Source organism: Rhodococcus sp. ABRD24 (assembly GCF_004328705.1).
Taxonomy (GTDB): Bacteria; Actinomycetota; Actinomycetes; order Mycobacteriales; family Mycobacteriaceae; genus Prescottella.
This window is the reverse complement of the sequence record NZ_CP035319.1, coordinates 4,388,798-4,409,528: the sequence shown is the minus strand read 5'-3', so window position 1 is coordinate 4,409,528 and position 20,731 is coordinate 4,388,798. Positions and strand designations below refer to the sequence as shown.

The following is a 20,731-nucleotide window of genomic DNA, read 5'->3' as shown; positions in this document are numbered from 1 at the left end:
GCGACGGGCGGCAACTTTCGAGCGATCGACGGACGATGACCCGAACGATGCAAGTGGTCCACGATGGTAGTCAGAAGTACCGTGAGCAAGGGAACACACGCAAGTCGTCGATGTTGTCTGAATCGAGTCTGAACTGAGGTATACCACCTTATGTGCCATTTTTTGTGATGCAGCTCACGATTTCACATGGACGTAACCTGGCGACGAAATCGGCCCATGACGCGGAGGTGGGAGATGCCCGTGGGGACCATTCACATCGAACGTGTGTACGAACATCCGGGCGCTGAGCCGTGCTTCCGGGTGTTCGTCGATCGGCTGTGGCCGCGCGGATTACGCAAGGATTCGTTCCACTACGACGACTGGGCGAAGGATCTTGCGCCGTCGACCGAGCTGCGACGGTGGTACAGCCACGACGTCGCAGAATTTGCCGAGTTTCGATCCCGCTATCTCGCCGAGCTCGAATCACCGGACGGTCGTAGCGCAGTGGACCGTCTGCTGACTCTCGCACACGATCGGCCGATCGTCCTGCTCACCGCAACCCAAGACGTCGAGCACAGCCACGCGGCGGTGCTGCAGCAGTTCCTCCAGGACGCGAGGTAGAGGACGCCCGGTCGGCCGCGAACACCCTTGGGCAGCCGGATCATTCGAACGGCCGCCACCGGCGCCACCCCGGTCCTCCGTTCCAATTCCCGATGCCGCCGCACGGAACGCAGATCGGCCATAGAGTGGGAGAGTGAGCACGGACACTCCTGCCGCTCCGCTACCCGCGGTCGGCCACGCAATCACATCGGTGGACTTCCACTTCGACCCGATGTGCCCGTTCGCTTTCCACACCTCGCGCTGGATTCGGCATGTCCGCGCCGAAACCGGTATCGACATCGCATGGCGCTTCTTCAGCCTCGAGGAGATCAATCGCCGTGACGACCAGAAGCATCCATGGGAGCGCGACTGGTCGTATGGATGGTCACTGATGCGAATCGGCGCACTACTGCGCCGCGAGAGCATGGACCTGCTCGATCGCTGGTACGCCGCTACCGGCCATCTCCTCCACGTCGAGGGGGGCAAGCCGCACGATCCGGAGGTGGCGCGGGAGCTGCTCGTCCAACTGGGGCTGGACGCCTCCCTGCTCGACGCTGCTCTGGCCGATCCGTCGACGCACGACGAGGTCCGTGCCGACCATGATCGCGTCACCACGGCGGGCGGCTTCGGGGTCCCGACGCTGTTCGTGCAGGGCACTGCGCTGTTCGGGCCCGTCCTGGTCGATCCACCCCAGGGTGCGGCCGCCGTGCGACTGTGGAACCTCGTGACCGAGATGCTCGAGTTCCCCCGCGTGTACGAGATCCAGCGCGTCAAGGGCCCGGCGGACACCGCAGCGATCGGCGAGGCCCTGACGCCGTACGTTCAGGGCCGGGACTGGCAGAGCATCAACCGCGGTGAGGTAGTAGACCTCTCCCGACTGGAATCGGAGCAAGAAGCATGAGCGAGTTCCCCAAGGCACCACTGGTCGACGCACTGTTCGCGCAGTGGGACGCGCTCGACGACCTGCTCGCGACGGTCGAAGGCGACGCCTGGATCACACCTAGCTCGCTGCCCGGCTGGACCGTTCGCGACATCACCTCACACCTGATCGGGACGGAATCTTTTCTGTCCGGGAAGAATCCACCGGACACGGCGATCGACGTGCATGCGCTGCCGCACGTGCGAAACGAGATCGCCGCGCTCAACGAGCGCTGGGTCGAGGGGCTGCGGGCGCACACCGGCGCCCAGATCCTGGAGCTGTTCCGCGCGACGATCGCGCAGCGACGCGAGGCCCTGAGCGCAATGACCCAGGACGACTTCGACGCCCCCTCGATCACCCCGGCAGGACCGTCGACCTACGGCCGGTTCATGCGGATTCGCTTGTTCGACTGCTGGATTCACGAGCACGACATCCGCGATGCACTGGGCGCACCCGCCGGGGACGAGGGTGGTGCGCGCGGCGAGCTGGCGTTCGGCGAGATTGCCGGGGCACTCGGATTCATCGTCGGCAAGCTCGGCCGCGCACCGGAGGGCGCCCGCGTCACCTTCGAGCTGTCCGGCCCGCTCGCCCGCACAATGCACGTCGCGGTGGACGGCCGTGCCGCGGTGGTGCCGGAGCTCGCCGGTCCGGCGACGTCGACCATCGCGATGGATTCGCGGCTGTTCACCCGGCTCGCCACGGGTCGCGTCACCGCAGCCGAGCACACTGCGGAATTCGAACTGGGCGGCGACGTCGAGGTGGGCCGGCGGATCGTCGACAATCTCGCCTACACCATCTGAGGCCGCGTGCGACTGTTCCTCTCGTCGTACCGCTTCGGCGCGCACGTCGACCGATTCCTGGCGCTCACCGGAAACCCCGGCCCGATCGCCGTAATCGCCAACGCCGCCGACGCATGGCCCGCGCGCGCCCGGGAGTCGGCAGTGATGAGCGATGTGGCGCCCCTGCGCCGGCTGGGTTTCACACCCACCGAGGTGGACCTTCGTGACTTCGTGGGGCGACCGGACGCGTTGAAGCGGACGCTCACCGGATTCGGTGGGGTGTGGGTACGCGGTGGCAACACGTTTGTACTGCGTGCGCAGTTCGCCCGCAGCGGGGCGGACGCGGTTCTCACCGATCTACTACGACGCGACGAACTCGCCTATGCCGGCTACAGCGCGGGCGCATGCGTGATGGCGCCGTCATTGACCGGAGTCGAGTTCGCCGACGATCCCGCCGAAGTAGCCCCGACGTGCGGGGTGTCGGCGCGGTGGGACGGGCTCGGCCTGGTCGACTTCACGATCGTGCCGCACTGGTCGAGCTCGCTGGACCCCGACAACGAAGCCGCACGAATGATCGCGGCATGCCACGCGGCGGGGGTGAAGTTCCGGGCGCTGACCGATGATCAGGCGATCGTCGTGGATGCCGAGACCACCATATTGGTGTAGCCACCTCCGCTGAGCGCGACGAGCTCGCGCTGCCCGGCGGGTGGCGCCAGGCGGTCGAGCGCGGACCAGGTCATCTCGCAGCGCTTGACAGTCATCTCGTCGGCCTCGGAGAGCAGGGCTGCGAGCAGGGACTTCGGCTCGTGTCGCCAGTGTCCGTCGATGCGGCTGACTTGGGAGTTGGTGAACAGACCAGACCCGGCCACAGCCGAGACCCACTCGTCCACAGCACCACGGTGAATTCGCTCGAGGCAGTCGTAGTCGACTCCGCCGTCCAGGAATTCGTACGAGAACATGGCGGCGACATAGTCCTCGATGCAGCTCGACGAAGCGCTCACGATACGGCGCCCCTTTCTCCCCGACGGCCCTGTTCTCGCTCCGTGGAACGGGTGTGCGTTCCCCGCAGCAAGGAAAATGATCATGGTCACATCACGTAACGCTTCGATCGCGCTCTGCGATTGAAACGACGCTAACGTGATAAAGAGCAGGTCGTTACGGATTGATCATTACGATTGAGTAACGAGTTCAGTGGCCGTGCAGGATTTCGGTTGCAGTCAGGCTCCGAACATGAGAAACCTATCAGTCGCTACTTTTTTGGACTCGAGTGCAATTTGACCCCGGGGTCAGGAACGCTGCGCACTGATAGCATCCGCGCGTGGACACGCTGCCGGAACTGCTGACCTCCACGACCGCGCCCTGGTGGGCCGTCCCCGCCGCGATGGCCATCGGATTGCTCCTCGGCGCGCTGGCGGTGCGGATCGGAACTCGTCGGCCCCGCTCGGTCGACATCGCGTCCTGGCAGCCCGAACTGCGTGAGATCTACGTCCGATACCTGGGCGCAGCCGACGCCGTGCACAACAGCTTCGTCGAGGTGGACCAGGCGGTGCTCGCCGACAGCGATCTCGAAAAAGCTTTGGCCTCAGAGGATCCCATTCTGCGCACGCTCGCGGAGGGCATCGTCGATCTCGACGGAATGGTCAACGAACTACGCATCCTCGCACCCACCGCCGTCCTCGATCCGGCGGGGGCCCTGTTCGACTTCCTCACCGCACAGGTGGCGGACGGCACCGACGACATCGACGGCTTCCGCGCGGCGTACCGCACCGGAAAGGCGAAGCTGGTCGACGCCGTCCGCGTCACCTTCGGCAGCTGACTGGCGGCTACCGCGTCGAGCGCGGCGCCCCGATGCCCGGGTCGATGCGCGCCGGCCCGTCCGCCGTCGGCGCTATCGGGAAGTCGAAGATCGCGGTCGGCAGGTACACCGTTGCGCACGAGTTCGGGATGTCGACGACGCCGGACAGTCGTCCCTCGATCGGAGCGGCCCCCAGCAACAGGTACGCCTGCTCGGGGCTGTAGCCGAACTTCGTGAGGTAGTCGATCGCGTGCAGGCACGCCCGCTGGTACGCCAGGTGCGAGTCGAGGTAACGCTGCTCGCCGTCGAGTGTCACAGACGTGCCGGAGAACGCGAGCCACTCGGAGTACTGCGGATCGGTGTTGCCCGGCATGAAGATCGCGTTCTCCGAGACGCCGTAGGTCTCCATTCCGCCCTTGATCAGATCGACACGCAGATCGATGAATCCGCCCATCTCGATCGCGCCGCAGAAGGTGATCTCGCCGTCGCCCTGCGAGAAGTGCAGGTCCCCCACCGACAGCTTGGCGCCGTCGACGAACACCGGATAGAAGATGCGGCTGCCCTTGGTGAGGTTCTTGATGTCCTGGTTACCGCCGTTCTCCCGTGGCGGTGCGGTGCGGGCGGCCTCGGCGGCGACACGGTCGAAGTCGGCGCCGGAGAGGGTGCCGAGAATTGCGTCGCGCGGCTCGGGCGGCAGCGCCAGCGGCGGCACCCGGTCCGGATCGGTCGCGATGAGCGCCGCTTCACGGGTGTTCCACCTGCCGAGCAGGTCGTGCGACGGGGCGGTGCCCATCAGTCCGGGGTGCACGATTCCGGTGAACTTGACGTGCGGCACGTGCCGCGACGTCGCGGTCTGCCCCGAGAAGTCCCACACCGCCTTGTAGGCGTCGGGGAACTGCTCGGTGAGAAAGCCGCCACCGTTGTGGGTCGGGAAGATGCCGGTGTAGCCCCAGCCCTGGCCGGCGAGCGGGCCCGAATCCTCCTGCGGAATGGGCCCGATGTCGAGGATGTCGACGATCAGCAGATCGCCGGGCCTCGCCCCCTCGATCGCGAACGGGCCGGAGAGGGTGTGCACCGTCGTCAGCGGCGCGTTCAGGATGTCGTCGGCCGAGTCGTCGTTGCGGATCGCGCCGTCGAACCACTCGCGACAGTGCACGCGAAAGGAATCACCCGGTTTGACGGTCACCGCGGCGGGAATGTCGGGATGCCACCGGTTGTGGCCGACCTTCTCCTGCTCGGTGAATTTCTTGCTCGAATCCAGCGGGAACAGCAACTCGGGCATACCAGTCTCCTTCACGACGCGAGGGGCAAAGACTCAGGGGCGGGGCAACTTTCGGTGCAGCGGATTGGTGGTGACCGGCCGTGCCGCACGGGCAGCTCCCGGACGGGGGCCGGAGACGACGCCGGGCTCGCTGGCGGACCGGGCGGTCGCGTCGAGTAGTCGCATCGGCGTGGACGCGCCATGACCGAGACGGCTTGCGGTGATCTGACGGCGCGCCTCGGCGGCGCAATCGGGGCATGCGGCAGCGTCGGGCACGGAAGCCATCGAGAAGGAACGGTCGAACGGGCCGCACTGCGCACATCGGAATTGGTAGAGAGGAATGACCGCATCCTTTCACCGGGTAAGGATCGAAGTCCGTCCGAGACTAACCGAGGACGAGCAGTCGCGCGCGTCGGTACGGCCTCGTGTTCGATGCCCGGAATGCGAAGTGACGAAACCCGTGACGCATGTGCGCAGACGGGTCCACACTTAAGTGAAGACAACACGCTTAAGTCGAGGCAACACTCGTGTTAAGACACCGATCGGATCCGAGGAGCGTGCGCATGGCCGACGGCCGACCTTTCGTTCCACCGAGTGCGGTGGATGTCGACCTCTCCGCGGTCGGCTGGGGGCAGAGCCGGACCATGTCGGACTTCGAGACCGGAATGTGGCGGATGGAGGAGGTAGAGCCGGAGCTGCGCACCCCCATCGTCGCGGTCGACGTCCTCGATCGGGCACCGGACTGGGAGCGGCTGGTGCAGGCACACGAGTGGGCGTCGCACATCGTTCCGCGCATCCGGATGCGTGCCGTGGAACCGGCGTTCGGGCTCGGCAATCCGATGTGGTCGGTGGACCCGGAGTTCGACCTGGACTACCACCTGCGGCGCGTGCGACTGCCCGAGCCCGCAGATCTCGACCACGCGCTACGGATCTGCCGGCATCTGGCCACCGAGCCGTTCGACAAGGCCAGGCCGCCGTGGATGGCGTTGCTCATCGAGGGCCTCGACGACGGCCGGGCGGTGTATGTGGTCAAGACGCACCACAGCATCACCGACGGCATGGGCGGCATCCAGATGATGGCGCTGCTGCACAGCCGGCGCGCCGAACCCACCCCGAACAAACCCGACCGGTTACCGGCACCACCGGAGCACCTGTCGGACATCTCCGCGCTCTACGAGGAGGTGCTCGACGGCATTCGCCGGACGCCGCGGCGGATCGCCGGGCTCGTGTCCGGCACCGTCCGCACGGCCGTCGCCGCCGTCACGAGCCCGTTCGATGCGGCCGGTGAGGCCCTGGACTACGCCGGTTCGCTGCTGCGGGTGGTCACTCCGCCGCCGGCGACGGGTTCGCCGCTGCTGCGGGAGCGTGGTCTGGGCCGCTGGTTCGGCATCCTCGAGGTGGGACTACCCGAGCTGAAGGCGGCCGCACATGCGGCGGGTGGCTCCGTCAATGACGCCTATGTCGCGGCGCTGCTGGGCGGGTTCCGCCGCTACCACGAGGAGCTGGGCGTGCCGATCGGCAAGATCCCGATGGGGATGCCGATCAGCATGCGCGCGGCCGCGGATCCGTCCGGCGGCAACCGAATTGCGGCGGTACGGTTCGCGGGGCCGGCAACCGAGGTCAATCCTGCGGCGCGGATCCGGAAGGTACGGGCAATCGTGCTGGCGCTGCGCGAGGAGCCGGCGCTGGACATCGTCGAGGCCGCCGCGCCGCTTCTGGTCCGGCTGCCGAACCGGCTGCTGGCCACGTGGTACCTGTCGCAGTCGAAGGGCCTGGACATGCAGGCGTCCAATGTGGCCGGGGTTCCGGTGCCGGTGTACCTGGCCGGGGCGCGGATCGAGCGGATGTTCCCGTTCGGGCCCGCGCCGGGCTGCGCGGTGATGGCGACGATGGTCTCCCACGTGGGCACCTGCTGCATCGGCGTCAACCTCGACACCGCCGCGGTGACCGAGCCGGCGCTGTTCATGCGGTGCCTGCAGGAGGGGCTCGACGAGGTGGTTGCGCTGGGCACGGTGACGGAAGGAGCCGGGGATGAGTGACGGAAACGACAGGCCGCGGATCTACCTCACCGAATCGATGACGGACACCGAGAATGGGGTGCTGCGTGCGTGGTTCGAACGCCGGGAGGCGGCCAGCGGCGAACGGACGATCACCGTCGCCTGCACCGATCAGTCGCTGGCCGCGCTGACACAACGCGTCGACGATCCGATGCTCACCCCGGTGCGGGTGGTGTGGCTGCCGGAGGACACTCACGGTCACCGGACGCACCGGCTGCGGGAGGTGCTCTCGGCCCGGGATCCGCTGCATCTCGGGCCGAATGCGCAGCGTCGGGTGCTGCGCACCGATCCGGCCCGGTGTCTGGTGATCGAGGGCGACGCCGCACCGCTCAGCGAACTGAGCGATCGACTCGCCGAACGTGGCGGCGGGTCGCTGCCCGAATTCATCCGCCGTCAGGCCGCCTTGGCGCTCGAACGTGCCGAGCGGCAACTGCTCGGCACCCAGTACAAGGTGTCGCGGTTCGTGGTGGAGGAGATCACCGACACCGGCCGCTTCACCGCGGGAATCAAGGACCTCGCCGCGAAACTGAACCTCACCGTGGTGGAGGTCGACCGGCGCGCCCGCGCCGATCTCGAGGAGATGGTCGCGGCGCAGAGTCGGCGCGCGATCGCGGTGTGGGATCAATTGGGGCGCTACTTCTCCCGCGCTTACCGGCTGGACGTGGACACCACCCGGTTCGATGATCTGCGCGAACTCAACCGGGAACACTCGCTGGTTTTCCTGCCGAGTCACCGCTCGTATCTGGATCCGCTGGTTCTCCGCCCCGCACTGCTCGCGAACGATCTACCACTCAACCACGTGATGGGCGGGCTCAACGTCAGCTTCTGGCCGGTGGGGCCGATCGGCAAACGCAGCGGGACGGTGTTCATCCGGCGCAGGTTCGACGGCGACGACGTCTACAAGTGGACGCTGCGCGAGTACATGCGATTCCTGCTGACCAAGCGGTTCAACCTCGAGTGGTACATCGAGGGCGGACGGTCCCGCACGGGCAAGCTCCGCCCGCCGCGATACGGGCTGCTGACGTATCTGGCGAAAGCGTTCCAGTCCAGCGACGTCTCCGACGTGTACCTCGTGCCGGTGTCGCTGGTGTACGACCAGTTGTACGAGGTGAGTGCGATGGCGGCGGAGGCGCACGGAGCCGAGAAGCGGAAGGAGGGTCTGCGCTGGATGATCGGCTACGTCCGCGCACAGGGCCAGCGCCGCGGCGTCGCGCACGTGACGATCGGACGGCCACTGTCGCTGCGGGATTCGCTTGCGCAGGAGGATGATCTGCGGTTGGCGATCCAGAAGACCGGCATCGAGGTCAGTCACCGCATCAACGAGGTCACCCCGATCACCGCGTCCTCGCTGGTGATGCTCGCGTTCCTCGGGATCGAGGATCGAGCGTTGACGGTGCCCGAGCTCGCGTTCATTCTCGGGCCCCTCGTCGACTACATCACCGAGCGCAAACTGCCCACTGCCGGCGACGTGGACCTGACCAATCCTCAGGTGATCCGCAGGGCCCTGTTCACCCACCTGGATTCGGGGGTGCTGCGGCGCTTCGACGAGGGCGACGAACGGGTGTACTACCTGGGCAAGGACCAGCACTTGGTGGCAGCGTTCTACCGCAACAACACCATTCACTTCCTCCTGGTCCGTGCCATCGCCGAGATGGTGCTGCGCGCGGCGGTGGACGAGGAGTTCGAGAATCCGCTGGCCGACGGGTGGGCGGAGGCGCTACGGATCCGGGATCTGCTCAAATTCGAGTTCTTCTTCAGCGACAAGTCCACCTTCCGCGAGGAGCTGCGATCGGAGCTGAGTCTGATCGATCCGGCATGGGAGAGCGGCCTCAGCAACCCTGGGCACGGAGAGTCCGTCCTCGCCGAGGTGCGGCCTTACCTGGCCCACCGCGTGCTGCAGCCTTTCCTCGAGGCCTACGAGGTGGTGGGCGACCACCTACTGAAAGCGCCGGTAGCCAAGGACTTCGACGAGAAGACGTTCGTGACCGAGTGTCTGGCCCTGGCGCAGCAGCGCCGTCTGCGACAGCAGATCTCGAGCAGCGAGTCGATTTCGTCCGAGCTGTTCGCCACCGCCCTGCAGTTGGCGCGCAACCGCCAGCTGATCGAGACGGACGACCCGGAGACGCCGCAGCGTCGGGCCCAGTTCGCCGAGGAGGTGCGCACACTGGTACGCCGGGTACGCGAGATCCGGGATCTGGCGCACGCCAAGCTGGCTCAGGTGAAGGGCGCCGATTCTCTCGACCTCCCTGCGGATCCGACGGCGGGCTTGGGACGATGAACAAGGTCAGGGACCTGTACGACGCGATTGCCGCCGCACCCTCCGGGCCCACCACGCTGGCGGCCTTCGACCTGGACGGAACGCTGATCAGCGGGTACACCGCGAGCGTGGTGTATCGGGAACGCTTGCGCAACATGGACATCAGCCTCGCCGAGTTGCTGCGCACCACCGGGGCAGCGTTCGACACGCAGTTCCGCGGCGCGGATGTGGGCCGGCTGATGGAGATTGCTGTGCAGGCGCTGCGCGGCCGTCAGGACGACGAGTTACGCGAGTGGGGGCAGCGGCTGTTCCGGCAGGAGATCGGCTCCATGATCTTCCCGGAGGTGCGGCGGCTCATCGAGGCGCACCGCGAGGCCGGGCACCGGATCGTGATGGCGACGTCGGCGACGACCTATCAGGCGGAAGCGGTCGCCGCGGACCTCGGGATCGGGGAGGTGCTGTGCACCCGGCCCGAGGTGGTCGACGGGATGCTCACCGGCAAGCTTGCCTCCCGCACCCTGTGGGGCGACGCGAAGGCCGATGCACTGTACGAGTTCGCCCACGACGTGGGCACGCCGCTGTCGGAGGCATTCGCGTACTCCAATGGCGTCGAGGATGTTCCGATGCTCGGGTCGGTGGGACGGCCGGTGGCGCTCAACCCGGACCGCAAGCTGGCGGGCATCGCGCGGACCGAAGGCTGGCTGTCGGTGAACCTGCCGCGTCCGGCCCGGGGTGCGACGCCGATTGCCACGCTGCGCACCGCGGGCGCGCTGAGTGCGTTCGTCGGTGCGACCGCCCTCGGGGTGACGGCCGGTGTGCTGACCGGCAGCCGCCGTAACGCCGCGAACGTGGTCGGCACGATCGGACCCGATCTGGCGCTGGCGATCTGCGGCATAGATGTGAAGGTCGTCGGTGAGGACAACGCGTGGCGGGAACGTCCGGCGGTGTTCATGTTCAACCACCAGAGTTCACTGGACCTGCTGGTAGTGGGCAAGGTGGTTCGCCGTGACGCGACGGGAGTGGCGAAGAAGGAAGCCGCCCGCGATCCGCGATTCGCGGGCGTCGGGATGCTGCTGGACGTCGCGTACGTGGACCGGGCGGACAGTGTGAAGGCCCGAGCCGCCCTGGCGCCGGCGGTGGACAAGCTTCGCGGCGGGACGTCGATTGCGATCGCCCCGGAGGGCACCCGCTCCCCCACCCCGAGGCTGGGGCGGTTCAAGAAGGGCGGCTTCCACCTGGCGATGCAGGCGCAAGTACCGATCGTGCCGATCGTCATCCACAACGCCGGGGATCTGATGTGGCGCAACTCCTTCATCGCCCATCCCGGCACCGTGTACGTCGAAGTCCTCGAGCCGATCAGTACGAAGGGCTGGAAGGTCAAGGACCTCGACAAGCACATTGCCGATGTGCGGGACCAGTTCGACGAGGTGCTGCGGGTGGGGCCGGTGAAGGGCTAGGTTCGCAGGTCCCGTCAGGTGCCGATCACGGGCGGGGCTGCCAACGGCAGCTTGCCGATGAGTTCGTTGCCGTTGTCGACGTTCATCAGGTAGCCGGGGGTCTTGTGTTCCTGGTCGTCGTCACCGCGGCCACGTGCCGCGGCACCGGGCGCCATCCCGCCCACCGCGGCGGTGCCGGTGCGGCCGTTCGCGGCTGCTGCCGCACCGGCATTGCCCTGTCCCGCAGCACCTCCGGCGGGTGACGCGGATGGTCCACCGCCGCCACTTGCCCCACCGCCTCCTGCCCCACCGCCACCTGCCCCACCGCCACCTGCGCCGGAACCATAGCCGCCGCTGAGGATTCCGCCCGATCCGAATCCGCCTCCTGCTCCCGAGCCGCCGACGCCTGCGCCCGGACCTCCGCCCGCGTATCCGGTACTCGTGCCCAGACCGGTGCCGCTGTAGCCGGGCTGCCCGAAGCGGGCGGTGTCGCCGGTTGCTCCGGCAGCTGCGGGTGCGGTCCACGCGGAGGCCGGGTTAATCTGCGCGGCAGTGGTGTTCGGGTTCGAGGTGAAGGGACTTTCGTCGTTCGCCGCGTTGTCGGCGGCGGGGGCGTACGGACTGACACGTGGGGCGTCTGCCCCGGGTGCGCCCGCGCTTGGCTGATCCGCGCCGGGCAGCGGGGTGCCTGGGTGCGGCGAAGATGCTGCGGGCTGGGCATAGGGATCGTGGGAGCCGAGACGCCCGCCCGAGGGCGCGCCGAGGCCCGGCTGCCGATTCGAGGGCTGTTCGACACCATCGTTGGTGACCTGCGGTGGTGCGGGCAGGGTCGGGACATTGGTGTCGGCCTGTTGCATGACGGGGGTGTACACGGTCCGCATGATCTGGACGGCTTGGTCGTGGGCCTCGTCGCGGTCGTGGGCGAGTCGCTTGAACATTCCCGAGACGGGTACGACGACGTCGAAGACGGTTTCGAGGATCGACCGCTCTGCGACGGGCGGCATGGTGGCCTTCACCTGGGATACCCCGGTCGCGGCTTCGGAGATCTTGGTGCCGACCAGCTTGCCGGCGGCGGCGAGCTGGGTGGATTCCTCGGCATAACGTGCAGTGGCCTGGTTGGCCCTGTCTGCGGCGATCCCCTTCCAGTTGTCACCGATGGTTGTACCGATGAAGTCGCGGAACTCGTTGAGCGCCTGCTCGAGTGAGTCACCGATCCTTGTCCAGCCTTCGGCGCTGGCTCGGAGCGGTTCGGCGCTCATGGCGTCGACTGCGGACTTGATCTGCTCGTGCGACATCGACTCGAAGGCTTCGGGCGAGGTCAGGACGGGCGGATCGTAGGCGCCGCCGAACTGGCCACGAAGCCCGGCCTGCAGGCCGTAGATGTCGGAGCGCTCGGCGTTGCCAGCTGCCTGCTCGTCACGGACACGGTCCCGTTCGTCGAGGTCGTAGCCCGAGACCAGGTCGACCATCTTGTTCGCCGGATTGCGTGCAAACTCGACCACGTCGTCCGTGACCTGCTCCGCATACCGCCCGAGTGCGCCTGTGAACTCGTCGAAACTCGGCAACCCCATCTCACATCTCCCTCGAAATGATTCGGCTCAGAATCCCACGTCGACGTTCGAAAGTGCTTGTGTGTTGGAGGCTTCGGCTACCTGGTACTGGGCACCGATCTTCTCGAAGACGGCGCGCATCTGCTCGATGACACCGATGTGTTCGTTAAGGATCTGATCCAACGAGTAGTCACCACCGGTAGCCTTGCGTTCAAACTTCGAGGCTAGTGCGACCCCGGAGGGAAGCTGATCACCGAAGCCGTCAAGCTTTGCGAGGCCCTGCGCTTCGAGACTCATGTTCTTCAGTTTGACAACCATCTCCGAGCAACGTTCCGCGCATCGGCGAGCAACTTCGGGCTCCAAATACAAGTGTCCTGAGTCAACGGCACCAATTAGTTGATTCCAGCCGGCGACTTCAGTCATCGAATCCCCCTCCTGTCAGTCATCCGTACTCCTCGCTACTCTGGGATGTACTGCACGATTCCCTCAGTCCGTCGCTTCGCAACTGCACACGGATCCTCCGCTACAGGATCGGTGCCGAGGTACGAAACCGAAATGAGGGCGGCACCACCGCTCGCCGCCAGCGCCACGTCGCAGCTTCTTCGCTTGGTGTCGGTCGTCTCGCGATAGATAAGCCCGGCTCTGCCGTCGAACTCCACTGGATTGAACTCAATGTTCTTCTTGTTGGATCGAACATCTTCCATCGTGTAGGTGGTGGAAAAGACACTAAGAGCAGGCTCCGCCCCCTGCCACTTGCAGATTTTCCAGCCCGGCTGCTTGACGCCCATGATGTCCGGCGACTCGGTCGTCGGATCGAGACCCATCTCCCGAAGCGCATCATCCGGAATGTCATCACACGGACTGAACACCGGCTCCCCTGCTGCCCGGCCTTCAGGATCAGGCGTTCCTGACACAGCCCCCGACCCGCATCCCGCCAGAAGCAGCCCCACACCGATCAACCCGACAGCAGCACCCAAACGCATCCGGCATCCCTCCCTAGATCCAGAACTGCTCCACCCCAAATAGACGCACTAGGTTCGCGTTCGGTTCCACCCCGACCAAAACTGCCTGTCGCCGTCAATCGATTCGACCTGATTTCGCAATGAACCCACGTCACACCAGCGACGACAGCGCGCCATCCGGGAGGTGAATCCATCCCTCACGCTCGGCTCGACAAGGTCGATCGGCGGCATCAAGCGCCTTCAACTGGGCGACGTCTTCCCTGAGAGTCCCGGTTGCCGCACCCTTGTACCCAACGGAACCGCTGACCCCACCTCGGCGGCGCGATCGATCCCGACGGCCTTCATCCCGTCACGGTAGCGGCGACGTCACCGCATGACCGGCAGCACTTGGGCTTTCGACCGTCCCGACGCCGCCTCGATGAACGCCCGCGGATCCGGTACCGCCGCGAGCACGTCGCGGGTGCGCTCGAGAGCTTCGGATTCCGGCGCCGATCCCCCGACCGCGTCAACGACGTCGAGTAGGTGGACGGTCGCTTCGAGGATCGCCATGTCCATGAACGCGCCCAACGCCACCGAACCCAGGATGGGGTGCGCGATGACGGTGTCGCGGCTCAGGCCGGTGAGGCGCTCGAAGGCATCGGGCAGTTCGACGTCGAACCGTTCGATCAGGCTCTCCCGGCTGACGTCGACCGCGGCCTCTCGAACCAGCTCGGCAAGCTGAGCGTGCAGCGTCTCGGCGGCGACCGTCTCGGCGTTGAAGACACGGAGCATCTCCGCGGCGCTGGTCACCTCCGCGACCCCGTCGACCGCGGGCTGCGCGAGCATCGCGATCATCACGTCGGGCGTGACGTGGACGTAGAGGTCGCGGACTGTCCAGCCCGGCAGTCGGGTCTCGGTCATCCACTGCTCGTCGGTCAGTTCCCGTGCCCGCTTGGCCCAGGACCGCCACAGTCGAATCAGCAGGTCCCGGTCCTGATCGAAGTCCGATGCCACAGTGCTCCCCCTCTGTCCGATTTCGTCGACATGTCCGACGCTATCGGCCGCGGTTCGACTCCGGCCGAAAATCGGGCATCCGGGGGATGATGGACGCATGACGACGGTGGACTCGGCTGTTCTGGACCAACTCATCGGCGCGCTGCCCGACGGCGCCGTGCTCACCGACCCGGACATGGTCGCGAGCTACCGCCAGGACTGGGCCGCCGACCCCAACGCCGGCACCCCGATCGCCGTCGTCCGCGCGACCTGCACCGAAGACGTACAGGCGGTGATGCGGTGGGCGTCGGCGCATCGGGTGCCGGTGGTGCCGCGCGGGGCGGGCTCGGGGCTGTCGGGCGGGTCGAGCGCCCTCGACGGCGGCATCGTCCTGAGCACCGAACGGATGCGGGAGATCACCGTCGACCCGGTCACCCGCGTCGCCGTCACCCAGCCCGGTCTGCTCAACGCGGAGGTGAAGCAGGCCGCCGCGGCGCACGGACTCTGGTATCCACCGGACCCGTCGTCGTTCGAGATCTGCTCGATCGGCGGCAACGCCGCCACCAACGCGGGCGGCCTGTGCTGCGTCAAGTACGGGGTGACGACCGACTACGTGCTCGGCATGCAGGTGGTCCTCGCCGACGGCACCGCCGTCCGGCTCGGCGGGCCGCTACTCAAGGACGTCGCTGGGCTATCGCTGACGAAGCTGTTCGTCGGCAGCGAGGGCACGCTCGGGATCATCACCGAGCTGACACTGCGGCTGATCCCGGCGCAATCGCCGGCGTCGACGGTTGTCGCCTCGTTCGACTCGGTGGAGGCCGCTGCCGAGGCCGTCCTGTCGATCACGCGGGTGATGCGACCCGCGATGCTCGAGTTCATGGACCACGCGAGCATCAACGCCGTCGAGGACGCCGTGCACATGGGTCTGGACCGCAATGCCCGCGCGCTGCTGCTGGCGCAGTCCGACGCCCCCGGCGCCGCGAGCGCGCAGGAGATCGAGACCATCGTCGCCGCGTGTGAGAAGCACGGCGCCACCGAGGTATTCGCCACCGACGACGCTGCCGAGGGCGAGGCCTTCACCGCCGCACGACGATCCGTGTTCCCCGCCGTGCAGGCGATTGGCAGCATGCTCCTCGAGGACGTCGGGGTTCCGATGCAGGAACTGCCGAGGCTGATCACCGGGGTCGAGGCGATCGCCGAGGACTGCGACGTCCTGATCTGCACCGTCGCGCATGCCGGCGACGGCAACACCCATCCGCTGATCGTCTTCGACCCCACCGATCCCGACATGACCGACCGCGCCCGCACCGCCTTCGCCCGCGTCATGGAACTGGCAATCGCTCTGGGAGGCACAATCTCCGGCGAACACGGAGTCGGACGGCTCAAGCGGGACTGGCTGCCAGGGCAGCTCGGTGAGGATGTCATGGAGTTGAATCGGCGGGTCAAGAACGCGCTCGATCCGTTGGGGATTCTCAATCCCGGCTCCGTGTTGGATTAGTTCAGAATCGCCACCGTTACCATCTTCGAAAGCTGATCCGTTTAGTTGCGATGCAGATCCACCCACTTGATAGCGCGCCCGCTACAGCCCAGTGGCGACAGTCACACCGAGCGAGCAGTTCGTGTGTGGTCAGTCAACGTCCATCAGATTCCGGCGCCGGATACCGGTAGGCGCAACGCTAGAACTGCAACCGATTCAGCCACCGCCTCGGCTACTTGTTTGTGAAGCTCCTCGTCGTCGAGTGCCTCAAACTCGGCGATCGCGCTCGTCCGCAGGAGTCGCTTGAGGACGTCGCGAAGCAGCTGGCGATCGTTCACTCCTCCTCGCTCTATGTTTGGCCAGGTCACCGCGAGCGCGCGCACAAGGGCGCGGCTGCCGCCGATGGACTTACGGCGGGCGAAGATCTGGTCGAACGCGGCCTCACCGAATACATCAAGGAGTTGATACCGCTCAACCTGCTGGGGCAGTGTGAGGAGGTGCGCGCGCCACCACAACCGTCCCCAAACGTGACGCGTTATGTCTGTACCCATCACCCGGTCAACCGGCGGAGCAGGATACCGCCAGTACGAAACGTCAGGCAGTACCACGAGGGCCAGGAAGGCCCAGATTGAACGAACTGAGGCCTCGGCCGCAACCAATCCAGATCGCTCGTGGATCAGTTGGGCTACCTCCAGGTCGAAGTGCGCGCGATCCGCGCGCCCGCCCTCGCCAGGGAAGCCCGCACACTCGGCTGCCTTGACTATGTGATTCCGGAGATCCCGGAGTTCATCCTCGGTGACTCGGCGCCCGCCGGTCGCCGCGAAGACCGCGGACCGGTGATTGAAGGCAGCGCTTTCCTGCAGCTGTGGCACTGTTGAGCCTATGTGCTGCTGGTGCAGTTCACGCGCAGCTTGGTCGAGGAGGCGAGGGTAAAGGACACTGGTCACGGCGCCGCCAGAAGATCCGTAGCGTCCTGGACGCGGCTGGTGAATAGTGCTGGCTCCGAAAGCCGTTCGCGCCTTAGCGCCTCCAGACTGAACGCTGGGAAGGTCATGCGCAGGACCGCGGTGAGCACTGCGCCGAGCGAACCGGTCGGATAGTCGACGTCGTCGGCGAAATCCTCATGAGTCAGTGCACGTTCGATGAGCGCGCGCTGAACATCGGTACGGAGAGCGGAGAGGACACGCCGGTCGGCGACCGAGGGTGCTCCCGCGGCCGCAAGGGCGTTGACTACGACCTCCCGCCGCTCGTTGGCAAGCAGGAGAATGGACCCAAGTGCGGCGGCATCGAGGTCCTCGCCGATCTCGAGATACCAGCTGGCTTTGGTTGGATAGGGCAGGTAGTGGAAGTCGGCAATAGCGAGTGGGAACAGGACCGCGTCGCCCTGCAGCACGATGGAGAATTTTTCGTTCCAGAGCACGCTGCCTGGTCGGCATGCTGCCGCCGGTGACGCGCCTTCGGTTGACCGGCGCAGTGTAAGGACGGTGTCGAGATCAAGAACGCCGCCCAGTTCATCACCGTCGAGATCGAATTCGATGTCAATCTCGATCCCGTCCCTCGCTGGCACTTCGGCGCGCCACGCCCTCCCACGTAGAGCCGAGCTACGCGATGCCCAGCGGACGGTGAAATCGACCTCCGCGTCCTCGGCGAGTCCGCTGAGACGACGGGCCCGCAGCCCGTCAATTTGCACCGGCCGACGGATTGAGAGGACAGAGTCGTAGTCCCAATCCGGCAGCTCCCGTGGGAGTTCCTCGGTACCGTCGGCAACCGCGTATGACCAAGGACCTGCGATTACGACGTCCGCCGGTGGACGAATGAACGGAAAAGCGCGGCTCACGCTACCCCCTCCTCAGGAGATGCACCGATAACGGCAATGTCGGTCATCGTGTCTGGGACTGGGTCAACTACAAGGTCGACTTCGCAGGGGGTATCAACGATGCAAGCTTCGGCCGCCACCTCGCCCACGGAGGTCACCCAGCATCGGACCTTTGGGCGCGCGGCTCCCGCCGGCGCCTCAACCTCGCGCCCCTCCCATGTGACAATGGCCAAACGCGCGTCAAGATGAACCGGGCCTGGCCCGGTAACCGCAAACCGTTGGATGACAACAACATCCCCGTCCCGATCCTCGACACGGGGTTCATCGACTGTGGCGACTCGAACTCGATCGTGGGTAGCACGCGAGAAATCACCTGGTTGCTTGCCGGAACCAACTGTGTGTTCACGACTGCGACCCCGCGCCGAGCCGCCATCACTCGACTTGGCGCCTGGCTCGGCGAACGCTGCCGCAACGAGACCGCCGAGGAAGTTGCTCGCGGCGCCCAACGCAACTCCGGTCGATATCGAAGTTACCGACGCCGCAGGCGTCCGGAAGGCCGCGAGCTGTTCCTTGATTCTTGTGAACGTGACCCTTACAAAGGTCTTCGAGTGCCCCGTCAATTGCTCATGCACCCACTGATCGTGCGTCGGCGGCTCGGCGGCGGCAAACGTGTCGTCAAGCTCGTCATCAGCTCGAAATACACCTGCGTAAGCCCTGTTGACCGAGCCCGGCTCAGGCCCCCTGTAGTACTGGACGACCAACTCAGGCGCGCGCATCAAGCAGACGTGATGTGGATCTCCGTCCAGGCCCGCGTAACTAGCTGCGAGCGGTACCGACTCTCCAGACATCGGAACAACTACAGCTCGCTCAAGTGCGAAGTGACCGAGCTGTTTACGCGGGTTCTTGCATTCCAACGCCATCCCTCGCCCTGCCGCGAGGCGACGGTAGGCAGAGACAAACATGTGTAGCGGGTAGGTCTTAGCGGGATCGGGCACCTCGAACGTCCGACCGCCCGCAACGACTTGCGGGATCAAAAGCTGGTCGCCTCTCTCAGGCAACATGATTGGCCACATATGCCACGCAATTGTGTCAGCGAGATGCTGTGCCGCCGACTCGACGTCGTCGAAGTCTCCCAAGTCGGGATCGAGGACGGTGAGCGTAGTCCCTGACTCCGACTCGCCGAAAGGACGCAGCCCGAGCATCCGCGCGACGCGATCAGCTTCTGCGCCGATCAGTGGCTCCACATGCTCGCCCTGGACGTCGCCCCACCAATGGCGCCCGGTATACGGCCGGGCTGCCACGTCGGCGCGCTCCACACTATCGTAGGAATCGCCGAGGGCGATTCCGATCAGTCGAGAAGTGAGCCCCGTGCCAGGAACATCAGTTCGTGTGTAAACCAAGATTGCCCCAACCTTCGACAATCGGTAAAGGACCGCCTTGCCGTAACCATACGTGCCACCGCCCTGGAAGGTGTCGCGCTTCTCGCCGACATTGAGAACGAATGAGACCCAGTCCCGGCTGCCCTCCGAGAGCTCGTCAGCGCGGGTGGGCCCGCCGAGGCCTTTGGTGCCCCGGTCGACGACTGACAGCAGCCTGAGGTTCGGTGTTCGCACGGCCTTGCCGATGCCGAAGAACTTCTGCGTCTGCGGAGGCGGAGTCAGCAGGCGCTGCCACGCTGGTCGGTGTGTCGGAGAGACAGCCGTCAGTTCGAGCCGATAGTTCGTTGGCAGCCCCACCCGTCGTGCGTCCCAGGAGTTCTGCGCCGTCTCCCTCACGAACACAGTTAACGGGTCGACCGGTGGTCTTCCAAGCTGGTTGCGGATCCCCTCTGACGCAATCGCGCCAGTCGGAGGAAACGGCTGCGACCACCACCGCGGCTCCGTCACGACGGCCCCATGAACTGCGCGAGAGCCCTGTCATCGAGACGGGACGCCTCAGCTCCCACACTGTCCAGATCGATGACGTAGTCAACCTCCGTTACGCCAGCCGGCACCGCACCTCCCGAAAAACTCGAGCGAACGACACGCGGGAAGTTATGTCCGACCTCGTACGCGCGGTGTTCAACGACCTCGAACAACCGCCTCGCGTAGATCTCTCGATCGGTATCGCGATATCCGTACTCCCGGAGAAGCTTCGAGAATCCCGCCGCGTCGTCCGATAGTGTTGCGATCTCCTCGACGAGGGATGGGATCGACATACCTCGGCCGGTCACGAGCCGAAACCACCTGAGAACCAGTCGGCCCGGGATCGCGAAGTCGAGTTGGCTGACACCGTTGATCCGCACTTGTCGCCCGTCTACGGCAGCGGTGGTTTTGACCTCGATGGCATCGATACCGCGATGGAAATCCTGTGCAGTTCGCAGCGGTCCGGTCCAGAAGGCGACCGCGCCGGAGTCACGCTGGACCAATTCCCGCAAGACGTACAGCTCACCGAACAGCCCAGTCAAAGCGGATGGCGATAATGCCTGGCGCGCACCTGCAAGGAGGGCCTTCCAGTCAGAAAGGACCCTCTGGAGCGCGGAAACAGCCTTGTCTGGATGCGCAGCAACTCGCTCGATCACTTCGACGCAAAGTGCTGCGAACAGGTCGTCCTGGCCTGCGTCGACCAGCTCCAGGCACGCGTACGTCCGGTAGCTCTCATCGTTCTCCAACGCCCGCTTGCGGAGCACTACCGCCTGACCGTCGATGTCTTCCTTGAGCGTTTGCTTTGCCAAGATCGGAATTAGGAGAACTCGCCGCCCAGATCGGTCGACAGCAGCCAGCAATGGTCCTCGTGAACAGTCAGTGCCGACCTCTGCCGTCCGAAATGCCATCGTTGCAGGCTGCGCCGCCACTGCGGTCCAGAGTGCTTGGACCTGCGCCCCGGTGATTG

At 65.9% G+C, this 20,731-nt stretch carries 21 protein-coding genes; 11 read left to right on the top strand and 10 right to left on the bottom strand.

All coding sequences use genetic code 11. The annotated features are described in order from the left end of the window. The first annotated feature begins 234 nt into the window (after positions 1-234). From ERC79_RS19640 to ERC79_RS19625, 4 genes are all read left to right on the top strand, one after another. The gene (locus ERC79_RS19640) at positions 235-600 is read left to right on the top strand and encodes a DUF488 family protein (protein WP_131580064.1); all 366 of its coding nucleotides are present in this window, start codon (positions 235-237) and stop codon (positions 598-600) included. A gap of 181 nt (positions 601-781) precedes the next feature. Beyond that, positions 782-1,480, top strand: a complete 699-nt coding sequence (locus ERC79_RS19635; RefSeq protein WP_131581354.1) for a DsbA family protein — start codon at positions 782-784, stop codon at positions 1,478-1,480. After that, complete coding sequence (locus tag ERC79_RS19630) at positions 1,477-2,298, top strand: maleylpyruvate isomerase family mycothiol-dependent enzyme (protein WP_131580063.1); 822 nt, start codon at positions 1,477-1,479, stop codon at positions 2,296-2,298. The genes ERC79_RS19635 and ERC79_RS19630 overlap by 4 nt, the downstream gene beginning before the upstream one ends. 6 nt (positions 2,299-2,304) lie before the next feature. Beyond that, positions 2,305-2,943 (top strand): Type 1 glutamine amidotransferase-like domain-containing protein, encoded by a 639-nt coding sequence (locus ERC79_RS19625; RefSeq protein WP_131580062.1) that lies wholly within the window; start codon positions 2,305-2,307, stop codon positions 2,941-2,943. Here ERC79_RS19625 and ERC79_RS19620 read toward each other — a convergent pair. After that, positions 2,901-3,236: a hypothetical protein gene (locus ERC79_RS19620; protein ID WP_131581352.1), complete on the bottom strand. Its 336-nt coding sequence runs from the start codon at positions 3,234-3,236 to the stop codon at positions 2,901-2,903. The genes ERC79_RS19625 and ERC79_RS19620 overlap by 43 nt on opposite strands. Positions 3,237-3,595: 359 nt before the next feature. Between ERC79_RS19620 and ERC79_RS19615 the strand changes: the two genes are divergently transcribed. Continuing rightward, on the top strand, positions 3,596-4,093 hold the full coding sequence (locus ERC79_RS19615) for a hypothetical protein (RefSeq protein WP_131580061.1): 498 nt from the start codon (positions 3,596-3,598) through the stop codon (positions 4,091-4,093). A 7-nt stretch (positions 4,094-4,100) separates the two neighbouring features. On the opposite strand, the gene fmdA is transcribed toward ERC79_RS19615, so the two are convergent. Together fmdA and ERC79_RS19605 are read right to left on the bottom strand one after the other, a co-directional pair. Beyond that, complete coding sequence (gene fmdA / locus ERC79_RS19610; protein ID WP_131580060.1) at positions 4,101-5,354, bottom strand: formamidase; 1,254 nt, start codon at positions 5,352-5,354, stop codon at positions 4,101-4,103. A gap of 33 nt (positions 5,355-5,387) precedes the next feature. Further along, positions 5,388-5,618, bottom strand: a complete 231-nt coding sequence (locus ERC79_RS19605) for a zinc ribbon domain-containing protein (RefSeq protein ID WP_242676650.1) — start codon at positions 5,616-5,618, stop codon at positions 5,388-5,390. Positions 5,619-5,896: 278 nt separating this feature from the next. On the opposite strand from ERC79_RS19605, the gene ERC79_RS19600 reads away from it, so the two are divergent. The 3 genes from ERC79_RS19600 to ERC79_RS19590 are packed head-to-tail and all read left to right on the top strand — an operon-like array spanning position 5,897 to position 11,104. Further along, a complete protein-coding gene (locus tag ERC79_RS19600) occupies positions 5,897-7,372 on the top strand; it encodes a wax ester/triacylglycerol synthase domain-containing protein (RefSeq protein ID WP_131580058.1) in 1,476 nt (491 codons plus the stop codon). Next, a complete protein-coding gene (locus ERC79_RS19595; protein ID WP_131580057.1) occupies positions 7,365-9,668 on the top strand; it encodes a glycerol-3-phosphate 1-O-acyltransferase in 2,304 nt (767 codons plus the stop codon). Before ERC79_RS19600 ends, ERC79_RS19595 begins: the two co-directional genes overlap by 8 nt. Next, positions 9,665-11,104, top strand: coding sequence for an HAD-IB family hydrolase (locus ERC79_RS19590; protein ID WP_131580056.1), 1,440 nt, complete (start codon positions 9,665-9,667; stop codon positions 11,102-11,104). Before ERC79_RS19595 ends, ERC79_RS19590 begins: the two co-directional genes overlap by 4 nt. Positions 11,105-11,118: 14 nt before the next feature. Here ERC79_RS19590 and ERC79_RS23785 read toward each other — a convergent pair whose 3' ends face one another. The 4 genes from ERC79_RS23785 to ERC79_RS19565 form a co-directional block, all read right to left on the bottom strand. Then, positions 11,119-12,654, bottom strand: coding sequence for a PPE domain-containing protein (locus ERC79_RS23785; protein ID WP_165497177.1), 1,536 nt, complete (start codon positions 12,652-12,654; stop codon positions 11,119-11,121). A 27-nt stretch (positions 12,655-12,681) separates the two neighbouring features. Further along, entirely contained in the window at positions 12,682-13,056 is a 375-nt protein-coding gene (locus ERC79_RS19575; RefSeq protein WP_131580055.1) for a hypothetical protein, read from the bottom strand. Positions 13,057-13,091: 35 nt separating this feature from the next. Then, entirely contained in the window at positions 13,092-13,616 is a 525-nt protein-coding gene (locus ERC79_RS19570) for a DUF3558 domain-containing protein (protein ID WP_131580054.1), read from the bottom strand. A gap of 345 nt (positions 13,617-13,961) precedes the next feature. Beyond that, positions 13,962-14,588, bottom strand: a complete 627-nt coding sequence (locus ERC79_RS19565) for a maleylpyruvate isomerase N-terminal domain-containing protein (RefSeq protein ID WP_131580053.1) — start codon at positions 14,586-14,588, stop codon at positions 13,962-13,964. Positions 14,589-14,685: 97 nt separating this feature from the next. On the opposite strand from ERC79_RS19565, the gene ERC79_RS19560 reads away from it, so the two are divergent. The 3 genes from ERC79_RS19560 (at position 14,686) to ERC79_RS19550 (ending at position 16,922) form a co-directional block, all read left to right on the top strand. Then, positions 14,686-16,065, top strand: coding sequence for an FAD-linked oxidase C-terminal domain-containing protein (locus ERC79_RS19560; RefSeq protein WP_131580052.1), 1,380 nt, complete (start codon positions 14,686-14,688; stop codon positions 16,063-16,065). Between the two features lie 221 nt (positions 16,066-16,286). Further along, positions 16,287-16,676, top strand: coding sequence for a hypothetical protein (locus ERC79_RS19555; protein ID WP_131580051.1), 390 nt, complete (start codon positions 16,287-16,289; stop codon positions 16,674-16,676). Positions 16,677-16,715: 39 nt separating this feature from the next. After that, positions 16,716-16,922, top strand: a complete 207-nt coding sequence (locus tag ERC79_RS19550; protein WP_131580050.1) for a hypothetical protein — start codon at positions 16,716-16,718, stop codon at positions 16,920-16,922. A 65-nt stretch (positions 16,923-16,987) separates the two neighbouring features. Here the strand turns inward: ERC79_RS19550 and ERC79_RS19545 are convergent, their stop codons facing one another. From ERC79_RS19545 to ERC79_RS19535, 3 genes are all read right to left on the bottom strand, one after another. Beyond that, positions 16,988-17,881, bottom strand: a complete 894-nt coding sequence (locus ERC79_RS19545) for a hypothetical protein (protein ID WP_131580049.1) — start codon at positions 17,879-17,881, stop codon at positions 16,988-16,990. Continuing rightward, positions 17,878-19,635, bottom strand: coding sequence for a hypothetical protein (locus tag ERC79_RS19540; protein ID WP_131580048.1), 1,758 nt, complete (start codon positions 19,633-19,635; stop codon positions 17,878-17,880). Before ERC79_RS19540 ends, ERC79_RS19545 begins: the two co-directional genes overlap by 4 nt. Positions 19,636-19,742: 107 nt before the next feature. Beyond that, on the bottom strand, positions 19,743-20,672 hold the full coding sequence (locus ERC79_RS19535; protein WP_242676912.1) for a PD-(D/E)XK motif protein: 930 nt from the start codon (positions 20,670-20,672) through the stop codon (positions 19,743-19,745). Between the last annotated feature and the right edge of the window lie 59 nt (positions 20,673-20,731).